General features: G+C 58.8%; 9 protein-coding genes. All 9 read left to right on the top strand.

Features of this window, described 5'->3' with window-relative positions:
• Positions 1 to 31: 31 nt before the first annotated feature.
• The 9 genes from CH266_RS02210 (at position 32) to CH266_RS02170 (ending at position 26,388) form a co-directional block, all read left to right on the top strand.
• The gene (locus CH266_RS02210; RefSeq protein WP_255175815.1) at positions 32 to 5,629 is read left to right on the top strand and encodes a DUF3320 domain-containing protein; all 5,598 of its coding nucleotides are present in this window, start codon (positions 32 to 34) and stop codon (positions 5,627 to 5,629) included.
• Between the two features lie 43 nt (positions 5,630 to 5,672).
• Positions 5,673 to 6,692 (top strand): CBS domain-containing protein, encoded by a 1,020-nt coding sequence (locus CH266_RS02205; protein ID WP_094714580.1) that lies wholly within the window; start codon positions 5,673 to 5,675, stop codon positions 6,690 to 6,692.
• Positions 6,693 to 7,032: 340 nt separating this feature from the next.
• Entirely contained in the window at positions 7,033 to 8,382 is a 1,350-nt protein-coding gene (locus CH266_RS25105) for a hypothetical protein (RefSeq protein WP_141214470.1), read from the top strand.
• Between the two features lie 313 nt (positions 8,383 to 8,695).
• Positions 8,696 to 12,814, top strand: coding sequence for a protein kinase domain-containing protein (locus CH266_RS02195; RefSeq protein ID WP_255175814.1), 4,119 nt, complete (start codon positions 8,696 to 8,698; stop codon positions 12,812 to 12,814).
• 18 nt (positions 12,815 to 12,832) lie between these two features.
• Positions 12,833 to 16,405: a BREX-2 system adenine-specific DNA-methyltransferase PglX gene (pglX, locus tag CH266_RS02190; RefSeq protein ID WP_094714577.1), complete on the top strand. Its 3,573-nt coding sequence runs from the start codon at positions 12,833 to 12,835 to the stop codon at positions 16,403 to 16,405.
• Positions 16,402 to 20,139 carry a DUF6079 family protein gene (locus tag CH266_RS02185; protein ID WP_094714576.1) on the top strand — a complete coding sequence of 1,246 codons (3,738 nt, stop codon included), beginning with the start codon at positions 16,402 to 16,404 and terminating at the stop codon, positions 20,137 to 20,139. The genes pglX and CH266_RS02185 overlap by 4 nt, the downstream gene beginning before the upstream one ends.
• A gap of 86 nt (positions 20,140 to 20,225) precedes the next feature.
• Positions 20,226 to 22,937, top strand: coding sequence for a BREX-2 system phosphatase PglZ (gene pglZ / locus CH266_RS02180; protein WP_441347033.1), 2,712 nt, complete (start codon positions 20,226 to 20,228; stop codon positions 22,935 to 22,937).
• Positions 22,934 to 24,226, top strand: a complete 1,293-nt coding sequence (gene brxD / locus CH266_RS02175; protein WP_094714574.1) for a BREX system ATP-binding protein BrxD — start codon at positions 22,934 to 22,936, stop codon at positions 24,224 to 24,226. Before pglZ ends, brxD begins: the two co-directional genes overlap by 4 nt.
• Positions 24,223 to 26,388 (top strand): DEAD/DEAH box helicase, encoded by a 2,166-nt coding sequence (locus tag CH266_RS02170; RefSeq protein WP_094714573.1) that lies wholly within the window; start codon positions 24,223 to 24,225, stop codon positions 26,386 to 26,388. The genes brxD and CH266_RS02170 overlap by 4 nt, the downstream gene beginning before the upstream one ends.
• Positions 26,389 to 26,390: the final 2 nt, after the last annotated feature.

The following is a 26,390-nucleotide window of genomic DNA, read 5'->3' as shown; positions in this document are numbered from 1 at the left end:
GCATTTGTGGAGTCGTCCAGTCCAGCTCAAGGTGCCAATCAGGGTTCTGGCACACAACGAGTGGTTCAACGCTCCGGTCTATTACTCGTCATTGTCCGCGTTCGTGCAGCCCAACACTCGGGCAGTTTCGTCGGTTCTCTCCGTCGCCAGCACACTCCTGGAGAAGCAGACCGGCAACTCGACGCTGGGTGGATATCAGTCCGGGCCGGAGCGCGCCGCCTACATAGCAGGCGCGATCTACGAAGCCCTCCGATCCAAGGGCATTCGATACATCAGCCCGCCTGCTTCGTTCGAGCAGTCTGGCCAGAAGATCCGCACTACAGCGCAGGTGCTGGAGGAAAGGTTTGGAACCTGCATCGATTTGGCCGTCACGTATGCCGCGTGCCTCGAAGCCACTGGGCTGCGTCCTGTGCTGTGGCTCAAGCAGGGTCACGCGTTCGCGGGCTTCATGCGTGAGGAGACGAATCTTGCGAGCGCCACGGTGACCGATACGAATACGATGGTCAACCTGGTCGAATCGAACACGGTCGTCCCCGTCGAGGCTCAGTTCTACGACTCCGCACGGACCGGAACTTTCTCCAATGCAGTCGCCACGGCTCGACGACATTTCGCCTCCCCGGAGACACTGTTGGGCGTCACCGCGGTGACGACGGCGCGTAAAGACGGTATCCGGCCGCTCCCGACCCCGGACGACGTCGCGATCGAGACGGTAGACGACGACTCCGACGCCGAGGCGGGAACAATAGAGCTCCCGTCCGATCTGGTCCGAGCTGCCGCTGAGCACGACGCAGTGTTCGACCCCACCGATAACTCTCCGGCTCGCGTGCAGAAGTGGAAACGATCTCTGCTGGACCTCAGTACACGAAACAGGCTGCTGAATCTGAAAGCTGCCAAGGAGGTCATCGATCTCCACATACCGAAATCCGGTCTGGCAATTCTCGACGACCTCGTTCACGCCAACGTAGCCATCGAGCTGATGCCCAACGACGAGATCAGCGACATCCACGAGCTCCGGGGTGCGCGTCTGGCGCAGAACATCGACAACGGTGTGCTGCTGGAATACCTGCAGAAAAGCAAAAAGCTTTATGCCGCTGTCACCAAGGCGAAGTACGCGACTCAGCTCAAGAGTCTGCAACGGTCGGCCCGAACGATGTTCGAGGAGACCGGATCGGCCAATCTCTATCTGACCTTCGGAGCGCTCGTCCACAGCACGTCCACAGGACGCGAGGCACGAGCTCCCCTGTTTCTGCTTCCGGTCAAAATCACGGGAGGCACCGGGAACGCACCGTTCAAGGTTGCGATCGACTCATCGGAGATTTCCAACCCGAACTACTGCCTCGTCGAATGGCTACGTCTGAAACACAACGCATCCATCCCTGCGCTGCAAAACCCGCCGACCGACGACTCGGGAATCGACATCGATCTAGCTCTGCAGCAGATCCGGGGCTCGCTGGTCGAGCACAACTTGTCGTTCCGGATCGACGAATGCACTTCACTCGGGATCTGCCAGTTCGGCACCTTCGGAATGTGGAAGGACCTCGACGAACACTGGGAGATATTGCAGAAGAGCCCGATCGTGCACCACCTCGTGCACTCCGCCGGCGAGTCCTTCGTCGACAACGCCCGCCCGCAGGGGCAGGATCTCGACAATGTGCCGGTCGAAGAGATCGAAGTGCCCGTTCCCATTCCGGCGGACGGATCCCAGCTACGCGCCGTAGCACTCGCGGCCGATGGACACAGCTTCGTACTCGAAGGTCCTCCTGGTACGGGAAAGTCGCAGACGATTACCAACCTGATTGCCCACACCCTCATGCAGGGGAAGTCGGTGCTGTTCGTCGCCGAAAAGCAGGCAGCGCTCGATGTGGTGAAGCGACGACTCGAGAAGATCGGCCTATCCGATTTCACACTTGACCTACACGGCAAAAACCAGCGACCACAAGCCATTCGTGACCAGCTGAAGAAGGCCATCGATCTGGACGCGCACTACAACGAGCGGTTGTGGCAAGCCAGCCTCGCTACCATGCGTTCGCGACACGCGCCGCTATCGGAGTATCCGAAAGTCCTGCACGACACCAACGGAGCGGGCCTGTCCATGTGGTCGGCCACCGACACCGCGATGGGTCTGCCAGACGGTCCAACAGCGGACATACCCCACAGCTTCGTCGCACAGCCGGCGGTTCCCATCGCCGACATCGAACACTCACTACGACTCTTCGCTCGATCCGCGCGGACCGCCCGTCCGAGGACCGACAACGAATGGAACCTGGTCGGGACCCTCGACGACGCGATCTCCGAATCGACGTTATCGACCCTCGCCACCGGAATCGACCGAGACCTCGCTTCTGCGCACTCGTCCGCGTTCGCGCGTGGCGCGCTCGAACGGGCGACCGACGCAGCGTCCCTCCACACAATGGCGGACAAAGCCGAACAACTGTCTCGGTTTCCGGCTCCTTCAGTTGAGCTGCTGGACAAAGCATCTCGCAGGGACTGGGATGGCGAGCGAAACGCTCTTCTTCGTTCTATCAACGATTTTCAGAATTCCGTGCGGGCGGTATCCGACACCTTTACGCCCTTGTTCGTCGCCACCGGCGAAATCGAGCCCGTAGTTGTGGCCGCGACCGAAGCAACCCACGGGCTCTTCGGCAAGAAGAAGCGGGTCGAGGCCTTCCATCACCTGACCGCGTCTCTAGTCGCTCCTGGCGTGTCACTCACCCCAGAGCAGGCTCTGCCTCTCTTGCAGACACTTCCGGGCGCGCGGTCCGACGCTCTCGACGTCACCGGGCGCATGACGGACCTTCTGCTCGACTTCGCACCGCAATGGTGGAGCCCGTTCGACCCCGACGCTGCAGTTCAACTGCGGCCACTTATCGAGCACGTCGAGAAAACGTCTGCGCTGCGGCGGAACGATCCGGCGTCGTGGTCCTTCATCGTCGAATGTGGGTTGATTCCGGAGACCGATCTTGCAACAGTGCGCTCGCTCGCCGCGGGGTGGACGCAGTGGATTGCTGCGCTCGGCACAACCCCGGAGTCGTTCGCCCGCTGGCTCGGCGACGATCCTTGGCCTCAGAAGTTGGCCAAGGACTGCCGGCGATGGGTCTCTTCTCTCAGTATCGACGGCATCCACACGGTTCAGCAATATTCCTCGACGACTTCGTATCTGGACCCGCTCAGGTCGGCCGGCCTGCAGGACTTCGTCAATCAGTTGCTCAGTGGGTCGATTTCGTGGTCGGACGCCGAGCTGTCCTTCATTCGCGGTGTGGCCGCGACCTCCGCACAGGAACGCCGGCGGCGGGCCGGCCTGGTCCACTTCGATCCTGAGCAGCGCTACGGCGAGGTCGACGATTTCTCTGCTGCGGCCGACGCTCAACGTAAAGAGCAAGTGGTGGCACTTCGCTCACTTCTGTTGGGACGCAGGCCGTTCAAGGCAGGTCAGCTGACCGACGAGGTGGGCAAGCTCCGTCGACTGCTCGATGCGAAGCGTGGCGGTCAAACGTTCCGCCAATTGATCACTCGGTACCCGGACCACATCGTTTCAGCAACGCCGTGCTTCTTTGTCAGCCCGACCTCGCTGGCACAGTTCGTCCCGCCAGGGACGGTGACTTTCGACGTGGTCGTGTTCGACGAAGCATCACAGGTCACCGTCCCCCAAGCAGTCGGTGCCCTAGGACGTGGCCGGTCGGGTGTCATCGTCGGCGATTCGCAGCAGATGCCACCGACCGCTGTCGGGAAAGCGACGGCCGGCGACGGCGACGACGTTTTGGACGACGAGGAAGTAGTTCCAGAAGATCTCGACAGCATTCTCTCCGAAGCCGTCGAATCCGGGATCCCACGCCAGTGGTTGTCGTGGCACTACCGGAGCCAGGACGAGTCGTTGATCGCGTTCTCCAACGAAAAATATTACGAAGGCCGACTGGCCAGCTTGCCCACACCGGGCGGGGACGAGTCGCTCGGTGTCGAATGGCGTCGCGTTCAGGGACATTTCAACCGTGAGAACACAAAACAACGCCATCGCACGAACCTCGTGGAGGCGGAGACAATCGTTGGGGAGGTGCGCAAGCGACTTGCGAACGCGCACACGGCCAACGAGAGCATCGGAATCGTCACGTTCAACACTCAGCAGCAGACTCTCGTACGCGATCTTCTGGAGGAGTGCCGAGACCCCCTGGTAGCGGAGCAGCTCAGAGAAGACAAAGAAGACGGCCTTTTCGTGAAGAACCTGGAGAACGTGCAGGGCGACGAACGGGACGTCATTCTGTTTTCGACGGCGTTCTCGAAGAAACCAGGTGACTCAAAGCTCGTGCTCAATTTCGGTCCGCTGACCCGAGCCGGTGGTGAGAAGCGGTGGAACGTGGCCATCACTCGCGCGCGGCGCAAGGTCATCGTGTTCACCTCGTTCGATCCAGCGGATATCGACCTGAACCGAACGAACTCCGTCGGTATGGCACATCTGCGTGGGTATCTGGAACGGACCGCGCAGCTCGGCGAAGTCACTGAGACTGACGTTCGGTGGGAGTCGGTCGACGCCGTCCTACGCTCGCTCGGTCAGAGTCTGATCGAACGCGGCTACGAAGTACGCCCCGGGTACGGGTTGTCCGACTTCGTGCTCGATCTGGTTGTCCGTCAGCCGGGTAGTGCTCATTGGCAAGTAGCGGTACTGACAGACGGACCACAGTGGGCAAAACGGCCTACCGTTTCCGACAGGGACATGACTCCCCTACTCCTCCAGTCGATGATGGGGTGGGGCGGTCTGGTACGTGTCTGGCTGCCGGAGTGGATCGACAACCCGAACGCGGTTCTCGATCGTATTTCCGAAGCAGTCACGCGCGCAACGCAGTTCGACGAAGAACGCGTGGCACGTCGTGAATCCGACGCCGGGGACTGGCAAGCATCCATCGACGAGCTGGCCGAGAATGCCGCACTCGACACCCCCGACACAGAGTTGGAGGTCCTTGCGGACATAGAGCTCAGGAACGTGCCCGCGCCTGCGGAACCGGATCTCGAGCATGCCAGGATCGCGAATGCCATCGAGGAACAGCATCAGATACGACTGTCCAGTACGCGCGACATCCACGAAAAGGCCGCGCTGTACCTAGAAGCACCGACGACGCGGTTGGGCGGACGCGAGGACCTCGAACGGGACCAGTCTCCCAGCGTTCGCGCAACGATCGTCGACGCGATACGTGCTGTCGTGGAGATTGAGGGCCCCATCGAAGCAGACAGGCTGTGTCGGCAGATCGGCACTCGTTTCGGCTTCGATCGCCTGCGAGCCGCTCGGAAGGAATTGATCGAGCGGTGCATTCCTGGCGAGCTGCTCCGCAGTGGCCGGGGCGGCGACTTCGTCTGGCCGGCAGGGTTGGACTCCGAGTCGTGGCGCGGGTTCCGCATCACTCAAACGGGAATCACTCGACCACTCCCAGAGATCAGCCCGGAAGAAATTGCGAATGCCATGATGTTCGTGGCCGACGGCACCGCGTTGGCACAGCGGGAACTATTCCAACAGACGCTTGCTCAGTTCAATCAGAAGCGTCTCACCGAGCAAACCGTTGAACGGCTCCGGTTTTGCCTGGATCTCGCGCTACGCACCAGCCGAATGATGCAGGTCGGTGAGCTTTACTCAAGCGGTTCCTGACTCCCATTCCGCGACTCACCTCAATCGAAAGGCTCAGTGCAGCATGACCTTGGACGAGTTCCTTACCGACGCCGCGAGTAGGTCTGCGGACAACGCGGTGACGCTGACCATCAGGGACTTGCTCGGCCGGTGGGGAGCGAAGCGCCGCGACGCAGAGACGGTTCAGTCCATTTCGTCGGACCTCGCAGCGTACGGATTACAGGCGTCACCGTCGTTCGAGGTGAGCTGGATCGACACGGAAATCAAGCTGATCGCTCATACTGCGTCTGGCGAGCCCAGTACCGATGATTGGGAACCCGGGCCAACCTCGACAGACACCGAGGATGTGGCGCTGACCGTGTCGAGTTTGCAAGCCGCTACCGCTGGGGTCACGCGAGTACGGCCCGATGAAAGCGTAATCAGGGCGCGGTCACTCATGCATCGCCATGACTTTTCGCAGCTACCTGTGATGAAAGGTGAACGCTCGCTGGTCGGCGTCGTCAGCTGGGAATCGATAGCAAAAGGCCGGCTCGACGGCGAAGTCGACACCGTGAGCAGTGTGATTGCACCGGCTGCGACCGTCGCTTTGTCAGCCGACCTTCTCGCGTCTATACCTCGCATCATCGAATCCGGATATGTGTTCGTGGAGGACAACACGAAGCGGGTAACGGGCATCGTCACCACCTCCGATCTGAGCCAACAGTTCGAACTGCTGGCTGGCCCGTTCTTGCTCATCGGCGAGGCCGAGAGGCGTCTGCGTCGGCTGATCGATAAGTGGTTCTCGATCGATACCATCAAGGATGCGGTTCACGACTCACCGGAACGTCGAAAGAAAGTGGTTGATGCGTCCGGTTTGACCATCGGCGAGATGATGAAACTGTTCGAGCCTGAATCGAACTGGCAATCGCTGACCTCCTTGGTCGATAGGAAGACTTTTATACAGGCTCTGGATGAAATGCGGCGTCTAAGGAACGACGTCATGCACTTTAACCCTCGACCGCGCGACCAAACAGCAGTCAACGGAGCTCGAAAGTTCGCCAAGTGGTTGGAGTATTTGGACGGTGCAGCCGGACCTAGCAGCTGAACCACATACCATCTCCGATCTAGCTTCGTCCAAGTAACAGACTGAAGCGATCGAGATTGATTTTTCGTGTCTCACGCAGCAAGATTCGGCCGATTTTAAGCAGCCGAGTGGGTTGTCTTTCGGGTCGGGCGGGTGGACTGCGAGTCAGCCCAGCGCGGATAGCGCCGTCAGGCGGTCCAGTGCGATTCTTGTCCGCCACGAAAACTAATATATTTCCCGCGACCGTAGCCCAACCCACTTCGGCAGCGTTCTTGAAAGCAGTCACCTCCCGCGGTAGCGGCAGACTCCAAAACTTCGGACCACAACAATTCACACTATCCACCAATAAGGAGCAGCAGGAATGCCCGACGATGACGAATACGGATCCGCCTTCCGACCGTACGCCGAACCACAAACCTTTGAGGGTGGAGTTCAGTTCACAGGGACGAACGTCTGCAGGATTGCCGCACTGTCAGCACTGTTCGACTTCCAGTCCCGCACCGATATCGCTCAGTACTATCGTGACCCACTTGAAGAGGTCGGAATTTCGAGTGCCATGGTCGACCGCTCTGCCAGCTTTCCATCTCAGACTGCTACATTCCCACTAGCTCGAAGCGGCACAATGCCTGGATCCCCGGCAGATAAATCAGAATCCTGGACCGACTTTCTTGAACAACCATCGACTGCAAGCGCCTGCCGCTTTCTCTTCTCAATGCTGGGAAGCTCAAATAGCCGTGAGTCAATCACAGCAGCAGTTGCACTTTGGAAAATAGCAGAAGCAGACTTTCCTGAAGAAATAGACTCCCAACGATTCCATATCTGGCAAAGGCTTTATAGGAGCCGAGGAAACTTGTGGCTATCAGAGCTTTTCGCCGAAGGTAAAGCTATTGACAATGACCCCTCAGACGATGCAGCCAACAGCCTTTGGAGGGCAGGATCGATACCCGGAGGACAGTCGTATAGATGGGCGGAAAAGTACTCACGATTATCAGCGGGAGGAAACAAAACTAATTCCACCGTGAGCCAGGAATCCATTGTTTCCGTTGTCTCGTCCCGATTGTCCGAGGGGCTTCGCTCGGGCGACAACTATGTGGCTGGCATGGCCGGCCGGATCTTTGCGCTTCCCCCCGCAAGCGACCTGGAACTGCTCCCAAACGCCGTACCGAAGGGGGCCACGGGTACGTCGACAATAGTTCATGGAACATTTGCCTGGGGATCCAACTGGTGGAGACCAGGCGGCGAGTTCCACGAATACTTATCGACCGAACTGTCGGTTGGTATGTATTCAAAGTATGGGTCGGCATTCGACTGGAACGGGGCTCTCCTTCAGTCTCGACGGAATTTGGCCGCGAAGAAGCTGAAGGCCTGGTCTGTTGAAAATACGGGAGGCGCAGTCAAGAAATTGTTCTCCCACAGCTATGGAGGCGAAGTCTCGTCGATCGCGATTGCAGATGGCCTGTCAGTGGACAAACTAATCTTGTTGAGTGCGCCTGCCACTGACATTGTTCAAAAGATAGCCGAAAATGGCCAGAATATTCTGGATGTCCGCGTGCGATTTGACCCTGTGCTGGCATCCCTCCGAATCCTACGACGGGGAATCGGCGGTAAGCAGCTAAAAAACGTGACGAAAGTAGACGTCGGATGGGGGTGGCATTCTGCGACGCACGATCCCGAGGTCTGGCGAGTCCATAAAATTGATGCGCAGATATGACACTTCTTAGATATAAGATGTAGATAGCTTGTGCTCGTTTAGAAACCTCTATCAAATCGAAATTAGCACTCCTATATGATCAACATCTATGCGATCGGAACTGACCTTAAACGCCGATGACAGCTCATCTTGAGGGTAGAAATTTCGAGTGCGCATCCGTTGCCAACCTTTCCCAAACAAACTCTCGCTCGACCGCGAAACCGCGCGTTACGGTCCAACATCCCACGCTCGAATACTGCGGTTGATAAGGTCGAGTAAGTTTCTGACGGCCGCAACATGGTCGCGAGCAGGTTCCAGTGATTAAGGCGGTGGCGTGGCGCAAGGTAACGACCGGTGGGTCGAGGTTTCCAAATCTGCGTTTGCCCATGAAACCGCTGGTCTTGAGATGATTCGCGACCTGCTACCTGCCTCCGCCCCCTATCGTGCATGGACGAACTTCGAGTTCATGGACAACCACGGCCAGTGGCACGAGATTGACGCCCTGGTCCTCGGTCGCCGACGCCTCCACCTGGTCGAGCTCAAAAGCTACGCCGGCGTTCTTCAAGGCACGGAGACCAGTTGGGTCCGCACCACGATGGGCGGTAAGACGCTTACACAACGCTCTCCACTGCTGGTCACCCGGCGCAAAGCGCAGCGTCTGGCCACCCGGATCGAGGAAGAAGCTCGAAAAGTCGCGCTGGAGACAGGCCTCAACTCCGAAAAGGTTCGGCGTGCTCTCCCCTTCGTGCAGGAGTCTGTGTTCCTTCACGGCTCTCCATTCAAGACAGATCTACCTGACCTGGCGAAATCCAGCCTGTTCGGTCCTGACGGCCAGGAGAATGACACCGGCCTGCCCGGAATCTCGGACCGACTGCTGGAACCTCCTACAGACAACAGGAGGGTCGACGAAGACCTCAGCGTCATCATTGCCCTCGCTTTGAAGAATCTCGGCATCAGCCGCCGCACGGAGCGTGACGCAGGTTCATGGACCATCACTGGCACCCCACTCGCGAGCGGCGACGACTGGCAAGAGTGGTCGGCTACTCAGAAGGTCACCAAGGAGTCCGGCCGAGCCCGCATCGTCTCATTCCGCCGAGGAACGCCCGCGAACGCTCGTGCAGCCGCGTACCGCAAGATCGATCGCGAATACTCGTTGCTCAGCTCTCTCCGCCACGAAAGCATCGTGGCCCCGCGCGACTTGGTGCAGGACGACGACGGCAACACTGTCATCGTTTACCCGGAAACACCGGGGTACGAGCCACTGGACCTGGCGCTGGCGACCCGGACCCTGACCGCCGAGCAGCAGCTGCTGATCCTGACACAGATCGCGGAAGCAGTTGGCTACGCTCACCGCAACTCAGTAGCCCACCGAGGACTGGGACCCTCCACAGTTTTGGTCCAGACCACCGAACTCGATGCAGGCAAGGTCAAAATCCGGCTAGCGGACTGGTCATGGGCTGGCCGCGTCCACAGCCCGGAAACACATTCGGGGACGATGCTTGGTACATCGGTCACGTCCGGAACATCGCCTACCGATGACGTCTATCAGGCTCCGGAAGACCGCTGGGCGACGGATGGGGACCGTCTCGCTCTCGATGTCTTCTCCCTCGGTGCCCTCGCTTACTTCTTGCTGTCAGGCGGCCAGGCACCCGCCAGGGATCGCGCCGCGCTCCTCGAGCGTCTACGGCAGGAAGAGGGCCTGGATCTCGCAGCATCCGGCGGACGGTTCGTCGACGAAACCCTCCGAGCCTTGGTGCTCCGTGCCACACAGCCGTCTGTTACCAAACGAGTTCAGACCGACAAGAAAACCGGTCAGCCAGGATTCGGAGCGCAACAGTTCGCAACCGAGCTCGCGAACTACCGACACAAGCAACTTGCACCAATCGAACAGCAGACAGATCCCCTCAATCCCGCGCCAGGGGCGTTACTGAGTGATCGTTTCGAGGTAGTCCGAGTTCTCGGTTCCGGTTCCACTGCGCGCGGCGTCCTGGTCCACGACCGTGACCACGACGACCTCCTCCGCGTTCTCAAGGTGGGACTCGATGACAGTGCAGATGTGCGACTTCGCGACGAAGCCGCAGTTCTCACTCAGATCGGCGCGCGACAGCCACCGGTTCCGGGTGTCGTCGAGCTGATCGAAGGCCCGCTCGATCTGGCTTTTAACCGCACCGCACTGTTGCTCAGTAACGGTGGTGATCAAACGCTCGCCGACGTCGTGCGCTACACCCCGTTGGGTGAGGGCCAACTCAAGACATGGGGCCTTGAGCTGCTCGACGCCGTGGTGGCGCTCGACGCCGCCGGCATCACTCACCGGGATATCAAGCCAGCCAACCTAGGGCTTTCCCGACCGGAGGGAAAGGCAAGTTCAACCAAGGCTCGACTGGCTTTGTTCGATTTCTCCCTGTCACGCGCACCTGTCGATCACTTGGATGCGGGCACTCCTCCCTATCGTGACCCGTTCCTTGGTACTGGGCTGCGCACTTCCTTCGACTCTGCAGCGGAGCGGTATTCAGTTGGGGTGGTGCTGTTCGAGATGGCAACAGCCTCAACGCCCGAGTACGGCGACGGAATCAGCGACCCCGGCGTTCTCAAAGATGAGGTAACTGTCAGCCCAGAGCATTTTACCGCCGGAGGCTTAAGTCGCAGTCGCGCCGAGGGACTGGTCGGGTTCTTCCGTATCGCGCTGGCGCGCAACGCCAAAGACCGTTTCGACACGGCAACGTCGATGCGAAGCGCGTGGAGCACGGTCTTCAAGACCCGCAACACCACAGAACCTGTGTCTCCACCGACCGTGCGAGAACCAGCGCCGGTCGCCACTGCCGACACGACACCCGCGTCGATCGTTCCAACAATCACATCGCTGGACATCCTTGTTACGGAGTTCGCGCGCGCGGCAGGTTCAAAACCAACCACAATCCGACGACAGGTCGTTGAGCTTGTCCTCGGCACACACTCCCAGTCACCCGAGGACCCCTTCGTCACCTACCAAGTGCTGTCGCCTCTGGCAAATGTCACCTCAGGTCGGATCGCGCAGATTTTCGGTGAATTCTCGGAGCTGTGGGACAAACACTCCCAACTCGCATCCACCGTCCGCGAGCTCCACGGTCGCCTGCAAATTCTGCTGGAGAAGTCCGGCGGAGCTAGTACGCCAGATCTGTTGGCGCGTGAGCTGCTCGGCGCACTGCAATCCCAAGGCCTTGCGAACCCCCAACGCTCTGCTCTGGGTGTGCTTCGCATCCTGATGGGGTCTCACCTGCCGTCATCTGTGAGCGACGACCTAGAATCTGGCGTGGACACGTCGCTACACATGGTGCGACGCCAAGGTTCTGGCACAGTAGCCATGATCTCCACGGCAGCGGTTTCGCGCCGACTGCCCGCTGTTCTCGCGATCGATGCCGAGCGACTTGTGGCGGGGTCCGTTTCCCAGGGGTCCTTACTCGTTAACCCCGTTGAAGCGGAGATTCCGCTACGCGCGTCGGCAGCGACGGTCTTGGACGTCGCTCCGAACGAAGTGGAAATCCCGGGTCATGTCCTGTTACGTATCGCTGCCGTGGGTTCGAAGGAGGTGGCCCTCTCAGCGCGCGATGAGCTGCATTCGCGAGCGCTGCCGATAATCGAGTCCCTTCGAATTCTGTTGCGGGGACTATCGACCTCAGATTCGTTCAGCCGAGCAGAACTCGAATCCAGACTTCTTGCCCGCTTCCCCGCACTGGTTCACACTCTCCCTCGCCGACCCGAACTGGACGACATCGTGTCCAGGCTCCTGCCGGACATGAAGTGGGACGAGACCGCTGGCCGATTCGCGTTCGAGCACTCGATTAATCCCGCGTCACATGTACCGACGCGGCATACTCGCACTGCGCCGAGTCCCCAACACGGAAGCGGTTCAACCGCCGTAGAACTTGCCCTTGAGTCGAGTGCTCGCGAACACAATTTCCGCGCTTTGGGCGTTCCGCTTGGCACTTCGGATGGCATCGCTGCTGGGCTCGCCAACCGTTTTGGTGCTCGTCATATCGATGTGACGGACCTGCTCCTCAAAGAGCTTCGCAGCCGGGCGACCCACGCCGGGGTCAGTTGGAGTGAGATCCTTGCCGCTGATGCCGGCGCAGTGGCGGACCGCGCGAACCTAAAGAGTTTTGTTTCACAGGCAATTCCTATACTCAAAGACGTCGTTAGCAGCGCTAATTCACCAGTCGTCCTGACTGATCTCTCCACACTTGCAGCGTACGGACAGCTCGGAGTTCTGCACTCATGGGCTGACCTCGCGTCGCCGCCAAAGCATGCCGTCTGGGTCTTGGTGCCGCAACGGCAAGAGTCCGGTGGTTTGCCTGGTGCGAGCGTCGACGGGACCGCGCTACCTCTCAACAGCCCAGAACAGTTCGTTCAAGTTGCTGCCGAAGACTTAGCAGCATTGTTCGCAATCGCGCAAACGAAGAATCAATATGAAAGTTAGTATCGAGGAGAACATCTGATGACGTTGGCCACGACCGCAGGGCCCCAGCTCACGGCTGCGTTAAAGCCACAGCTCGAAATTTTGGTCGACGACATTCGCTCTCGGGTCAGATCAAATGACCTAGAATCGGGTCGTTGGCAAACCGAATACCGTCGCGCAGTTAAGGAACGAAGCACCGCTGTCTCTTGGACAGAATGGTCTGAGGATCGATTTACGCAAGCTGCCGTCGGGTGGCTGCTTGCGTCTGTCTTCATTCGATTCTGTGAAGACAATTTAATGTTGGGAGAGTTCGCGGTGTGGATTGCCGGACCAAACCGTACGCTCAGACAGCGAGCAGAGGACGCAGAAAACGACTTCTATCGACAGAACCAAGATGCTTCCTACCGCGAATGGTTGGAGTCAGCTTTTGCAGCGCTTGCCAACTGCCGAGCTACACGAGGGCTCGTTGATGACCACGCGGCCTTTCGTATTACCTCGCCCAGTTCCGACGCTATTCAGCAGCTGATCGCCTTCTGGCGAAAGACCGACGACGCTCAAGAGCTAGTCTGGACTTTTAAAGATGAGTCTTTGTCGACTCGATTTCTCGGCGATCTGTATCAAGAATTGTCCCAGTACGCGAAGGATAAGTTTGCCCTTTTGCAAACACCAGAATTCATCGAGGAGTTCATATTAGACCAGACACTGGAGCCGGCGTTACGAGACAGGCCCCTTAAAGATTTTAAGATAATTGATCCCGCATGCGGAAGTGGCCATTTCCTCCTCGGAGCGCTATATAGGCTAACGAAACGGTGGGATGCCGAAGCGCCTGCCACCGAAAAGAGAACACGGGTTAATTACGCTCTTGAATCAGTGTTTGGCGTCGACGTGAACCCCTTTGCGGTTGCGATAGCGCGGTTCAGATTGATTGTCGCGGCAGTTCACTTGTGCGGAGAGACGTCACTTGTCAGTACCCCCAATTTCACTCTAAATTTGGCAGTAGGAGATTCGCTGCTTCATGGGCCGGACAGAGACGGTGCAGACGCTTTTGACTACGGCAATAAAAGCTTCGACAAAGATGCAGTTACTACCGGATCATCCTACATCGTAGAAGACCCTCACAAACTCAGGAAAATCCTGCGACAGGGCCAGTACGATGCGGTTGTTGGAAATCCGCCATACATCACTGTCAAAGACAAGGCGCTAAACGCTCGTTACCGGGAGATTTACGGTCACTGCAAAGGGAAATATGCTTTGACAATTCCGTTCATGGAACGGTTCTTCCAACTTGCCAAGTCCGGGATCCGGCCCGGTTGGATCGGTCAGATCACATCGAATTCTTTTATGAAAAGAGGATTTGGAGATCTGCTAGTCGAAAACTACCTAACGAAGTTCGACCTAAGACTTGTCATAGACACATCTGGCGTATATATACCAGGACACGGAACGCCAACCGCGATTCTGATAAGCCGCAACGCGCCTAGATCGCGTGAGACCATACGGGCTATTCGCGGAGTTCGAGGCGAGAGCGGAAAGATCGCCGATCCATCATCCGGGCAGGTTTGGCAGTCTATACGCACAAATTACATGCGAGAGACTTATAGCGATCAATGGATCTCCGTATCAACGATGCCTCGTCGACATTTCGACAGTCACCCCTGGACCTTGAGCGCAAACGCATTCGAACTACTGGAGGAAATTCGATCAAAGTCGGCCGAATCCATTTCCGTCTACGCTCGCAGGATAGGCTTTTTTGGGATACCCGGCGGAAACGAAGTCATGGTCCTCCCAACCGGCACATTCGGAAGGTTAGGAGTTGAAGAGACCGCCTTTAAACCACTGTCAAGCGGGGATGATGTTCGAAATTACGTGGTCAGGTCGGCAGAAGAAGCTTGGCTTCCCTACGATAACAATCACGAACTGCTTGATATAGCCACGATGCCCGGCGCATTGCGATTCCTATGGCGGTATCGAGCCGAGTTGGAAAATCGGGCGACTTTTGGTGGGTCCACATATTTGGACGATAAACGACCATGGTATCAATGGCATCAACTACCCAAAGAAGATTCAGCACATACTCTGACGTTCGCTGAGCAATCCACCCACAACCACTTTGCTCTTATACCTGGACAACAAGTACTAACGCAAAAAGCCCCCGTCATCCGGATCGCAAACGCTTCCGGAAGTGAGCGCCTTTATCATCAAATGCTAGAACTACTAAACACTTCACTAGCATGTTTTTGGCTACGCCAGAATAGCTACTGCAAAGATGGACTCGGCGAGGCATGGCTCCAGCGCTATGAATTCAGTGGAAAAACGGTGGGGCTATTACCAACGATATTGCCAGGTAGCGCAGACCGCGGAAAACGGATGTCAGCCCTAGCAGACACGTTAGCGCTATCCGAGAGTGCACCTATCGACACAAAGGTCCCTACAAACGCTGATTCAAAGCACGATGATCGCCTTCGGTACAAGCTTGCGAGGGCCAAGCTGATCTACGAGCAGGAAGAAGCAGATTGGGAGACCTACTACCGGTATGGACTGTGCACCGAGCTGCTGACTTCTCCCGAACTCCCGCACGAAGGCATTGAGCCCGGGCAGCGAGCATTCGCTCTGGAATTAGCAGCATCGGTGCTACAAGGCGATGTAACGACAAACTGGTTCCAGCGGAACGAGATAGAACCTTCTTACGAAATCCCCTCACACTGGCCGCACGGGTATCGCGATGTTGTTGCCAAGCGGCTACGTGAAGTTAGGGACAATCCAAGAATCCAACTGCTTGAAATGCCGGAATATAAAAGACGCTGGTCCGGTGCTGTCAGATTCAACGAGAAGGAACAGTTCAAAGAAGCAATTTTTCACGCCCTGGAGGCCCGCACCCTTTGGTACACCGACCAGGGAACTCCCCGACCTCGGTCCATCGGCGAGTTAGCAGGGGCGCTTGAGAAGGACCCTGCGTTCCTAAGAATTGTCGATGGCTGGGCCGAAAGGAAAGACGCGCCCGTCGTCGATATTCTGACAGATTTGGTAGCCGAAGAATCAGTTCCGTTCCTTGCGGCCTTTATTTTCAAAGAGCCCGGTCTGCGCAAGCACGCAGAATGGGAAAGTATATGGTCCGAACAGCGAAAGCGAGACAACGGAACGGTGTTTCAATCTTCCTTGGCGGCACCACCAAAATACGCAAAATCAGACTTCCTCAACGAAGTTTTTTGGGCGTTACGAGGTAAACTAGATGTTCAAAAAGAACGTTTCATTAGTTATCCGGGAATTGGTAAACAAACCGACAACACCTTATTACTAGGATGGGCTGGATGGGACTACGCGGAGCGCGGTATTGCTCTCGCAACCATCTACGCTATGCGAGAGAGTGAAGGAGTCAAGCTTTCCGATTTGACCTCGGCAGCGGCGGGTTTGGCTGAAATTCTACCCTGGGTACGACAATGGCACAGCGGTGTAGATCCCGCTCTAGGTTTGGACCTGAGTGAGTATCTCGATGGCCGACTTTCCGAGATGTCAGCCGCGGTCAACGTCCCGTTAGAAGATCTAAGTAAGTGGCGGCCAGTCAAGACCACCCGAGCACGCAAAGCCACCGCACGAAAGGCAGTTCAGCAGTGACCTTCTCCGGTTCATCCGCCGCTCCAGCTCGGACTTTGCGAGAGACGTTCGCGATCCCGGAGTCGCACGGCACCAATGATTATGTGTTACGCCTCTCGGATTCGGTCGAAGCGAACAGTATCGCGGCCACGATCGATACCTATGTCGTAACCCCAGCACTCGTCGACGCCTTTGACACCGCGTTGTCCGTTGTCGACGAAGCACTGCGTACAAAACAGAACAAGGCCGCGTACCTCGAGGGCTCCTTCGGGTCGGGTAAGTCGCACTTTATGGCAGTTCTGCACGCAATCCTCGGGCACTCCCCCGAAGCTCGGTCCACTCCTGAACTCCAACCGGTCATCGCGAAACATCCCGCTATTGCGAACGCGAACCTGTTGCGACTGACCTTCCACTTCCTGGACGCGCACAGCGTGGAATCGGCACTGTTCGATCAATACCTGCGTCAAATTGTGGCATTGCACCCCACTGCCTTACCTCCGGTGCTGCATTCGGCCGGCGGACTGTTCGTAGACGCGGACAACCGCCGCCGCCAGGTCGGTGACGACGCCTTCTTTGAAGCACTCAACGGCGCACAGAACAAGCAGACCACCACCGTCGACTGGGGCGCGTTGGGACAAGGCAGCAGCACCTGGGCTGCGGATACTTATGCGTCCGCTTGCGCGCCTAATGCGGACCCCGAGGTACGTGCGAAACTGCAGCAGGCCTTGATTGCCACATATTTCACCAGCTATTCACGCAATACTGATTGGCTACCGCTGGAAGACGGTCTCGCCGTGATCGCTGACCACGCCAAGTCGCTCGGTTACGACGGCGTCGTCCTGATGCTCGATGAGCTGGTCCTATGGCTGACGTTCATGATCACCGCGCGCGAGAAGTTCAACGTCGAGGTGCAGAAGATCACCAAGCTCGTCGAAACCAGTCGCGGACACCTCGCGGTTCCCATTGCGTCGTTCATCGCGCGTCAACATGACCTGAGCCGCTGGCTGACTACCGGTCCCGAGTCCGGTGCGACTCAGCAGGCCCTGGAGCAGGCTTTCGCCCATCAGGCCGGGCGGTTCGGCAGCGTACGGCTCGGTGACGAGAACCTGCCCTACATCGCGAACAAGCGACTCCTCCAGCCTGCGGACGGGGACGCGGTTGCTGCGCTCGACACCGCATTCGCCCGGCTAGACCGCAGTCCCAAGGTCTGGGATGTATTGCTCGACGGCGTCAACACCGACGATCAGCACCGAGGGTCCGACTCCGACGCGTTCAAACTCACCTACCCGTTCTCGCCTGCGCTCATCGATACACTGCGGTCGCTCTCCGGTCAGATGCAGCGCGAGCGCACTGCTCTCAAGGTGATGCAACAAATACTGGCCGACAACGCGGACCGCCTCACCATCGACAACGTCATCCCAGTTGGCGAGGCCTTCGACTACATCATCGACAGCGCCAACGCGGCACCGATGAACGACGCTGCAGCACAAACGTTCAAGACCGCCAGAACGCTATGGACCGACAAGTTGCGTCCATTGCTCTTTAAGAACGCGGGCGTTCCTGAGACGACACCAGACAAGGACGTTCCGCCCGGACTACGCGCCGACATTCGGATCGCCAAGACACTGCTGATGTCAGCTGTTGCGCCGAATGTGCCGGCACTCAAGCAGATTGACGCGTCAAGGCTGGCATCGCTCAATCACGGCAGCGTCATCAGTCTCATTCCCGGAGACCAGATCGGTCAAATCACCAACAAGGTGAAACAGTGGGCAGCGGATATACCGGAGCTGTCCGTCACCAACGAGGCAAATCCGATCATCTCTGTGACGCTCGAATCCGTTGACTACGAGCGCATCATCGCGCGTGCACAAGCGGAAGACACCGACGGCCGTCGCCGGGAGCTGATGCGTGATCTGCTCGCCGAACACCTAGGAGTCATCGGGGCTCAACAGACTGTCGATAACGCACTGTTGCGTTCGATCACCTGGCGTGCCACGCAAAGGCAGGTTGAAGTCGTCTTCGGCAATGTTCGAGACCATGGCTACCTCCCGGACGAGGCCTTCCGTCCATCCGTCGACGGTGCGTTGAGGCTTGTGGTCGATCTGCCATTCGATGACGCGGGCCACACGACCGCCGAGGACCACGACCGCGTCGAACAGCTACGGCGCACCAGCCAAGACCGATTCACCGTCGTCTGGCTCCCCAGCTTCTTTCCGGAGAAGGTAACCCGCCAGCTTGGACGCCTCGTCATTCTGAACTACGTATTGGCCGGGGATAGGTGGGCCAGCTATGCCAACGAATTGTCCGAGGCAGACCGGGCTGCCGCACGCTCGATACTCCAACAGCAGCAAGCTCAGGTCCGCGGCCAGCTGAACAATGCTGTCCAGGTCTCCTATGGCGTGGCCGCAGGAGCTTCCTTCGCGGAAGGCCAACCGCCGCTTCGGTCGCTCCACGCCGGCTTTGTCGTACAGCCACCCATCGGAAATACACTGGGCGAGGCCGCCAATCGGCTCATCGGCGACGCGTTCGGAGCACTATACCCGGACCACCCCGATTTCACCCCACCGGACAAGCTCATCACCCGCGGTGAACTGAACCTGGTCCTGAAGCGACTCCGAGAAGCTCAATCGCAGGTGGACGGCCGTATCCCACTCGAGCGTTCCGAGCGCGATATCGCCCGTCGAGTCGTGGAGCCCTTGGCACTCGCCAGGACCAACGAGACGCATCTGTTATTCGGGCCGGAACACTTCGCGACGTGGCGGAGCCGGATCACCCAAGAGCTTTCGAGATCGTCGATCGATGAGGACACCGACGTCGCGATCGAAGTGCTTAGGACCGCCATCGCAGCCAGTAGGACAAACCGCGGACTGACCGACGACATGGTCGACCTCATTGCGGGTGCATGGACTGCTCAAACGAAGCGCTCGTGGTTTCTACACTCGTCCCCCATCCCCGAGCCGCTCATTGGAGACTTCCGCCGCGGGACCACAATGCGCCTCGAACCCTTGCCCGAACGCCAACCGTGGATCGACGCCTGCCGCCGGTGGAATGTGCTCACCGGCCAGAATGTGAACGATTTTCTTACCGCGACCAATGTCGCGGTATTTGCACGCATGGTGCAGGAGTACGCTGCCACCGGTCGCGCAGACCGTCTGCGCCTCGTGGGCACACTCACGAAGGCTGACACCCATCTTCGGATTCCACTCACGAATGCGCGATTGGTTCTTGCCCAGGATCTCTGCGAGCTTCTGGACAATCGAATTCCGCATCTGGACAACATTGCACTGGTGGATGCGTTGGCCGGTGCCGACCTTCACGGCACAGATCTCGAGGCTGGACGTTCGATGACGACGGCCGGAGCTGTTGCCAACACAGTGGACGGTTTCTCGCTGGACCGCCTAAATGTGTTGCAAAACGCAGCTTTGGTCGATGACGACCGCGGCCGCGCTGCAGCTGCCATAGTTGACTCGATAGTTGTTGCACTTTCCGGTCATGAACTCGTTCATCCACTTAGCGCTGCGTTGGGCAAAGCTACTCAGGACCGCGATAAGTGGCTGGAAGGAGGAATTGGGCATCCGCCACCGCCGCCCCCAGAGCCCCCGGTTCCGCCAGTTCCTCCAGTTCCTGAATCGCTCTACGAGTTCACGGTTGACGGTCCTCAGAATTACTCAATCGTCGAAGAGCGCCTCAAGGCGCTGATGGCGGAGAACCCAGGCGTGCGGTACACCGTCACTATTTCACGGATCGATCGATGACTGCGTCCGCTACCCTGCCGAAAGCAGATTTGGCCAGCGTTCGGAATTTGATATCGAACTCGAGGCATTCGCGCCACAACCGTGGTGTGATCGCGGTATCCGCGGCACCTGAGTGGGCGGGCGACCCGGAATTCACCCTCGACGGGCAAACCGTCAAAGTCCGCACAGCACCGAGCGTTCTGGCGATCAGGGACGCGTTGACCGAACGCAGTCGTGTCGACTGGGTAGTGATCCTGACCGACCGCACCGCGGCGGAACTACCCGTCGGCATCCTCGAACACCTTGCTGCAGGCCGCCTCTCGAATCTCGACCCGTGGCCCGTGCTACGCGAAATGTTCAGTGCATCGAAGCAAGAATTCAATTTGCTCTCATTGAAGAATGAGTCTGCCCGCGCTGTACTACGAGAGTTGGACGGTCAACAGATGGTACCGGCTCCAGGTGGAGTGCTCACCAACGAACACCTGTTTACCTCGCTCGCGCGCGACCGATTCGGCTTGCAGCCAGCGGAATTCACCCCTCACAGCATCGCCATGTGGTCCATGAACCGCGAGGATGCACTGCGGTTCGACGGCTGGCGCGCGCGCACCGACCCACAATTGTTCGATGAATTCCTGAGCTGGATCAGCGGACGCCTCGGACCCCTCGGAAGCCCGTTCACAACAGTGCTCCGAACCACCGGCCCAACCGAACTGGTGCCCCTCGGGTTGGTAGCCGCGTTGCTAGACAACGGCACGGCGATCTCGACGGCATTCCCTGCTGCGCTCGAGACATCCATCAAGGTCCGAACGCTGTTGGAAGTCCACCTCGGCGGCACAGCAGGTCTGACCGAACAACAGCTGATCGCGTGGGGCAACACAGCAGCCCTCGCTGTCTCCGGTACCGAAGTGCCGGCTGATATTCTCCGACGCGGCGAGGATCTTGTGACATCACTACAGGCTGATTCATTGATCGCCCGGTCAGATGTCCTGCCGTCCGCCATGACACCGCGCATCGGGCAATTCGCTTCTGCTCTAGCCGAGTCGACCCAATCCGGCAGCCTCGCTACGGTCGAGAATGCTTGGGCCAACGTCATTTCTCACCGTTCAGCGCGGATGGACACCAGCGACGCTCCTCGTGATGTTCGTGTCGGCTCGGCCGCACTACGTCTACTCCGTTGGCTACAACGGCCCGCGGCCCAACCCTCGACATTGGCGTCATGGCTTACGGAACATCGATTGGACCTGTCCTGGGTGGACGGTGCAGTCAATGCGGCTTTCACTGGCGCGGACAACACAGCGCTCGCATCGGCGGCCCACCACATCGTCGACCTTGTTCGTCAGCGACGGTCAACGGCTGATCGGCAGTTTGCTTCGCTGCTCGCAGCCAACGGCGCTCATCGGAGCACATCCGCTGAAATGCCCTTGCTGATAGAGGATCTCCTCGACCGCGTCGTTCGCCCTCTTACGGTTCCGCAGCCGGGCGCCACCGGTTCGTCCAATCCCGTCAAACCCTCCCCCGTCCTACTGATCGTCGCTGACGGAATGAGTACCACCGTCGCAAACGAGACCGTCGCCGATGCGCTCCGGCGCTACCGGCCACAGTGGCAAGAATGTGTGTTGGAAGACTCTAACGATCTCCAGGCAGCACTTGCTGTCCTTCCGACAGTGACGAAATTCTCGCGTTGTTCACTGTTGACAGGGGCACTTGCGACCGGGACCCAGGATCGTGAGCGCAGCGGCTTTGCTTCCTGGCTGCAGAGCAACGCACTGCCGGCGACCGGACAGGTTCTCTTCCACAAAGCAGATATGGATGCGGTGTCGCGGGGCCACGCCCTTGCGTTCGATGTCCGCATTGCACTGGAGGACACCGGCAATCGCCCCGTCATTGCATGTGTCCTCAACGACATCGATGACGCGTTGGATCGGTCCGATCCCATCGGATCGAGTTGGTCGACATCGAGTTTCAAACATCTCGACGCGCTCCTGGCTGCGGCTGCCGCAGTGGGTCGCACGGTCGTCCTGACAAGCGACCACGGCCACGTCGTCGAACGCCGTGAACAGCCCAGTGTTCAACGTGGAGTCAGGGAATCAGCACGCTATCGGTCTGCCATCGGAGTCGACCCGACGTCCTTGCCAGCCGACGAGATCCTGGTCGAGGGTGAGAGAGTCCGAACCGACGACCACCGCGCGATCCTCGCGGTGGATGAGCAGGTGCGCTACACCGGACTCAAGGCCGGATATCACGGTGGTGCGACGCTATCCGAGGCAGTAATCCCCGTATCGATATTGGTCAACGGTGCTATTCCCCCACACCTAGGTTTAGTGCTACGCCCTAATCCAGTACCTGTCTGGTGGGATCCGCAGCGGACCACCACCATGGCCCCGACGGTAGCTACGGAACCTGTGCGCGCCGCACCCAAGCGGAAGCCTGCCGTCAAACCTGCACCGCAGCCGGACTCGCTGTTCGACGTGGCCGAGCCGGCCGCACCATCTACCACGCCCACGCCGGCCGGTGGTCGAGATCTCGTGGCGGAACTGCTTGCGAGCCCACTCTTCACACAGCAATACAACGCATTTCCTCCGCGAATCACCAAACCTGTTATCGGACTGTTCATCCAAGGACTGATCGACGGAAACGGCCGGCTACCCCTCGCCCAGGCCGCTGAGATTCTCGGCGTCCAAGCAGGTCGAGCGAAGAGGACGATCGCCGCACTCAGCCAAGTGATCAATGCCGACGGAGTGGTCGCGCTGAGCGAGAATGGAATCGAAGTAGAGCTCGCAGCGGGGCTGATGTTCGAACAATACGAGGTGAAGCCATGAGTCTGTCTCCCGTTCGGCGTCGAGAAATTCTTCAGGCACTCAGGCAAGGCACTGTGCCATCCGGCAACCTTGATGTCCTGGCAGTGGGCATCGACAAGTTCGCCAACACTGTCTGGGAGGATCTCGAGGCTGTCGCTTCCGGTGGAGCTGTCTTCAAAGCAGTGCGAGGTGAGTACGGCTCCGGCAAAACGTTTTACGCGCGCTGGCTACAGCAACAAGCCATGAAACGCGGTTTGGCAGTCGCAGAGGTTCAAATCAGCGAGCTGGAGACCCCGCTCCACAAACTCGAAACTGTCTACCGCCGCACCACCGAATCGCTCCGCACTTCTGCGTTTGCTCCGTCCGCGTTCCGCAGCGTTCTTGACGCGTGGCTCTACGGGATCGAGGAGGACGCTGCGGCCGCAGCTGGCACTGATGAAGCGTCGCCCGAACAAGTTGACGCATTGCTGGAGACGCGACTCGCCGCCGTAGCAACGGCAACGCCGGTGTATCCGATGGTTCTGCGCGCGTACAGAGCTGCGCTCGAGCGCGACGATGTGGCTACCGCCGATGCATTGGTCGCCTGGCTCGGCGGGCAACCGCATGTCGGTGCCGCAGCTAAGCGAGCAGCCGGAGTTCGTCAAGACGTCGACCACTTCCTAGCCATGGGTTTCCTCCAAGGCCTACTTGCAGTGTTGAAGGGCGCTCGCCACCCCGGTCTGCTGCTAGTGATCGACGAAGTCGAAACGCTGCAGCGCATGCGCTCCGACGCACGGGCCAAGGCGCTGAATGCTCTTCGGCAGTGGATCGATGAGCTCGACTCGGGCCGCTACCCCGGGCTGTACCTACTCATCACTGGTACGCCCGCATTCTTCGACGGGCGGATGGGCGTCCAGTCCCTCCCACCCTTGGCGCAACGACTGCATACCGACTTCTCGGGGGACGCCAGATTCGACAACCCCCGTGCGCCTCAAATTCGCCTTGCGGGATTCGACATCGACAGATTGGTCGAAGTCGGGATCCGTGTGCGCGACGTCTTCCGAGACGGGTCCGCAGTGCCCGAACGGATTGCCTCGATGGTCGATGATGACTACATCGCCGATCTCGCACGCGCCGTCGCCGGCAAACTCGGCGGTCAGGTCGGAATCTCGCCGAGACTATTTCTGAAGAAGCTCGTTCTCGATGTATTGGACAAGGTAGATCAGTTTCCGGAGTTCGATCCTCGTCAGAACTACTCGCTAACACTGAGTTCCGAAGAGATGACTGACACCGAACGCCACGCGGTCTCCGCGGATGAGGTCGAGTTGTGACTGGATTCGACCGGTTGAACCCGGTAGTCCAACACCACATCGTCAACAGCCTCGGCTGGCAAGGCCTTCGGCCACTGCAGGAAGATGCCATCGTCCCGATTATGGGCGGGGAGGACGCAATCCTTCTTGCGCCCACGGCAGGTGGTAAGACCGAAGCGGCATGCTTTCCACTGCTGAGCAGGATGGCGGACGAGAACTGGCAGGGCCTCTCGGTTCTGTACCTGTGTCCGCTAAAAGCTCTGTTGAACAATCTGCAACCACGCATTGAGTCGTACACCGCCTGGGTAGGGCGCGAGGCGCTTACTTGGCATGGCGATGTGTCTAGCTCGGCTCGGACTCGAATCAAGCGTGAACAACCAGACATTCTTCTGACTACTCCAGAGTCACTGGAATCCATGCTGGTGTCCGAGAGCGTAGATGCCGGTCAACTCTTCGCGAACCTACGGGCGGTTGTGATCGACGAGGTCCACGCGTTCGCGGGCGACGACCGCGGGTGGCATCTTTTGGCGGTTCTCGCTCGAATTGAAAGCCTGCTCGGTCGGCCGTTGCAGCGTGTCGGAATGTCTGCGACTGTCGGCAATCCCGACGAACTCTTGAATTGGCTGCAATCTGCTGACTCCGCAAGAATCGGCCGTGTCATCGCCCCGGAAGTCCCAGGAAACGCAGTCGCCGTCGTAGGGTCATCTCTCACCGTCGCTTCGGCACAGCCAGCGCTTGCAGGTGGGACTCTGACCGATATAACAGTCGACTACGTCGGCGGCGTGGAGAACGCAGTCAAGGTGATTGCGGCGCTACACCAAGGTGAAAAGCGTCTGGTTTTCGTCGACTCTCGCAGGCTCGCAGAGGAACTCGGCGAAGGGCTTCACGAAGCGGGCGTCACTGTCTTTATCTCACATTCGTCCTTGTCGGCGGCCGAGCGACGCAGGTCAGAGGAAGCATTCGCCGACGCCCGCGACTGCGTCATCGTCTCAACCTCGACACTCGAACTGGGAATCGACGTAGGCGACCTTGATCGGGTCATACAGATCAACGCACCGCGCACTGTCTCGTCTTTCTTGCAACGACTTGGCCGAACGGGCCGACGGGCCGGTACTACACGGAACTGCCTGTTTCTCGCACTCGACAACGACAACTTGCTGGCGACGTTGGGAATGCTGAACTGCTGGAGCCAGGGTTGGGTCGAACCAGTCACACCACCCATTGCGCCGCGTCACATTGCCGCACAACAAATTCTGGCTCTCGCATTGCAGAACCACCGAGTTCCACTGTCCAATTGGCAGAATCAATGGGGCACGCTTCCGCTCTTCGATTCCACCGCCGACGAGAGTTTCGAGTATCTATTGGCCGAGGGCTTCCTGCAGCAAGACGGCGGTATCGCATTCATGGGTCCCGAGGCAGAGAAGCGATTTGGACACCGGCACTTCATGGAACTACTCGCAGTTTTTACCGCTGCGCCGCAGTTCACGGTCATGGCTGGTCGCAACGACATTGGGTTTGTCGAAACTGAAGTCCTCACCGAAGCAGTCGAAGGTCCACGCGTCCTATTGCTCGGCGGACGATCGTGGATGGTCACGCACATCGACTGGAATCGACGCATTTGCTACGTCGAGACAACCACCATCACCGGGCGCGCGAAGTGGGGCTCTGCTGGGGAGGGCGCGTCCTTTAGGATCAGCCGCGGAATGCGGGCAGCATTGCTGGGCGTGATGCCAACAGATGTAACGCTGACAAGGCGCGCTGCCTCCGCGATCGAGGGGCTCCGTACCGATAGAAGTACGACCGTCGCAGACCAAGCACTTGTCGTGACACGCGAGGAGAACGGCGATTGGAGATGGTGGACCTGGGCTGGCACCCGCGCGAACAGAACCCTGTCCGCATGGCTCCCGTCAATCGTGCCGCCGCGACAGCTCACACGCGGGGATTCGATCCGCCTATACCCAGACGTCGGTCCCCGAGAGATCGGTGCGGCGTTAGCAGAGGCAGGAAGCCCTGGTGCGCCGAAGCCGTTGCCATTCGTCAATCCGAAAGCGTTAAGCGGATTGAAGTTTTCGGCTGCACTTCCAGAGAAGCTCGCCGTGCTGACATTGGCGGCCCGACTCGTGGATACAGATGGCGCGCAAGCCACGTTGGGCAACAAGACGTCAATTCGAGCGCACGGGTAACG

The sequence above is a fragment of the Rhodococcus sp. 06-1474-1B genome (assembly GCF_002258885.1).
GTDB lineage: Bacteria > Actinomycetota > Actinomycetes > Mycobacteriales > Mycobacteriaceae > Rhodococcoides > Rhodococcoides fascians.
Note: the sequence above shows the minus strand (reverse complement) of the source record. Positions and strands in the feature narration are given on the sequence as shown.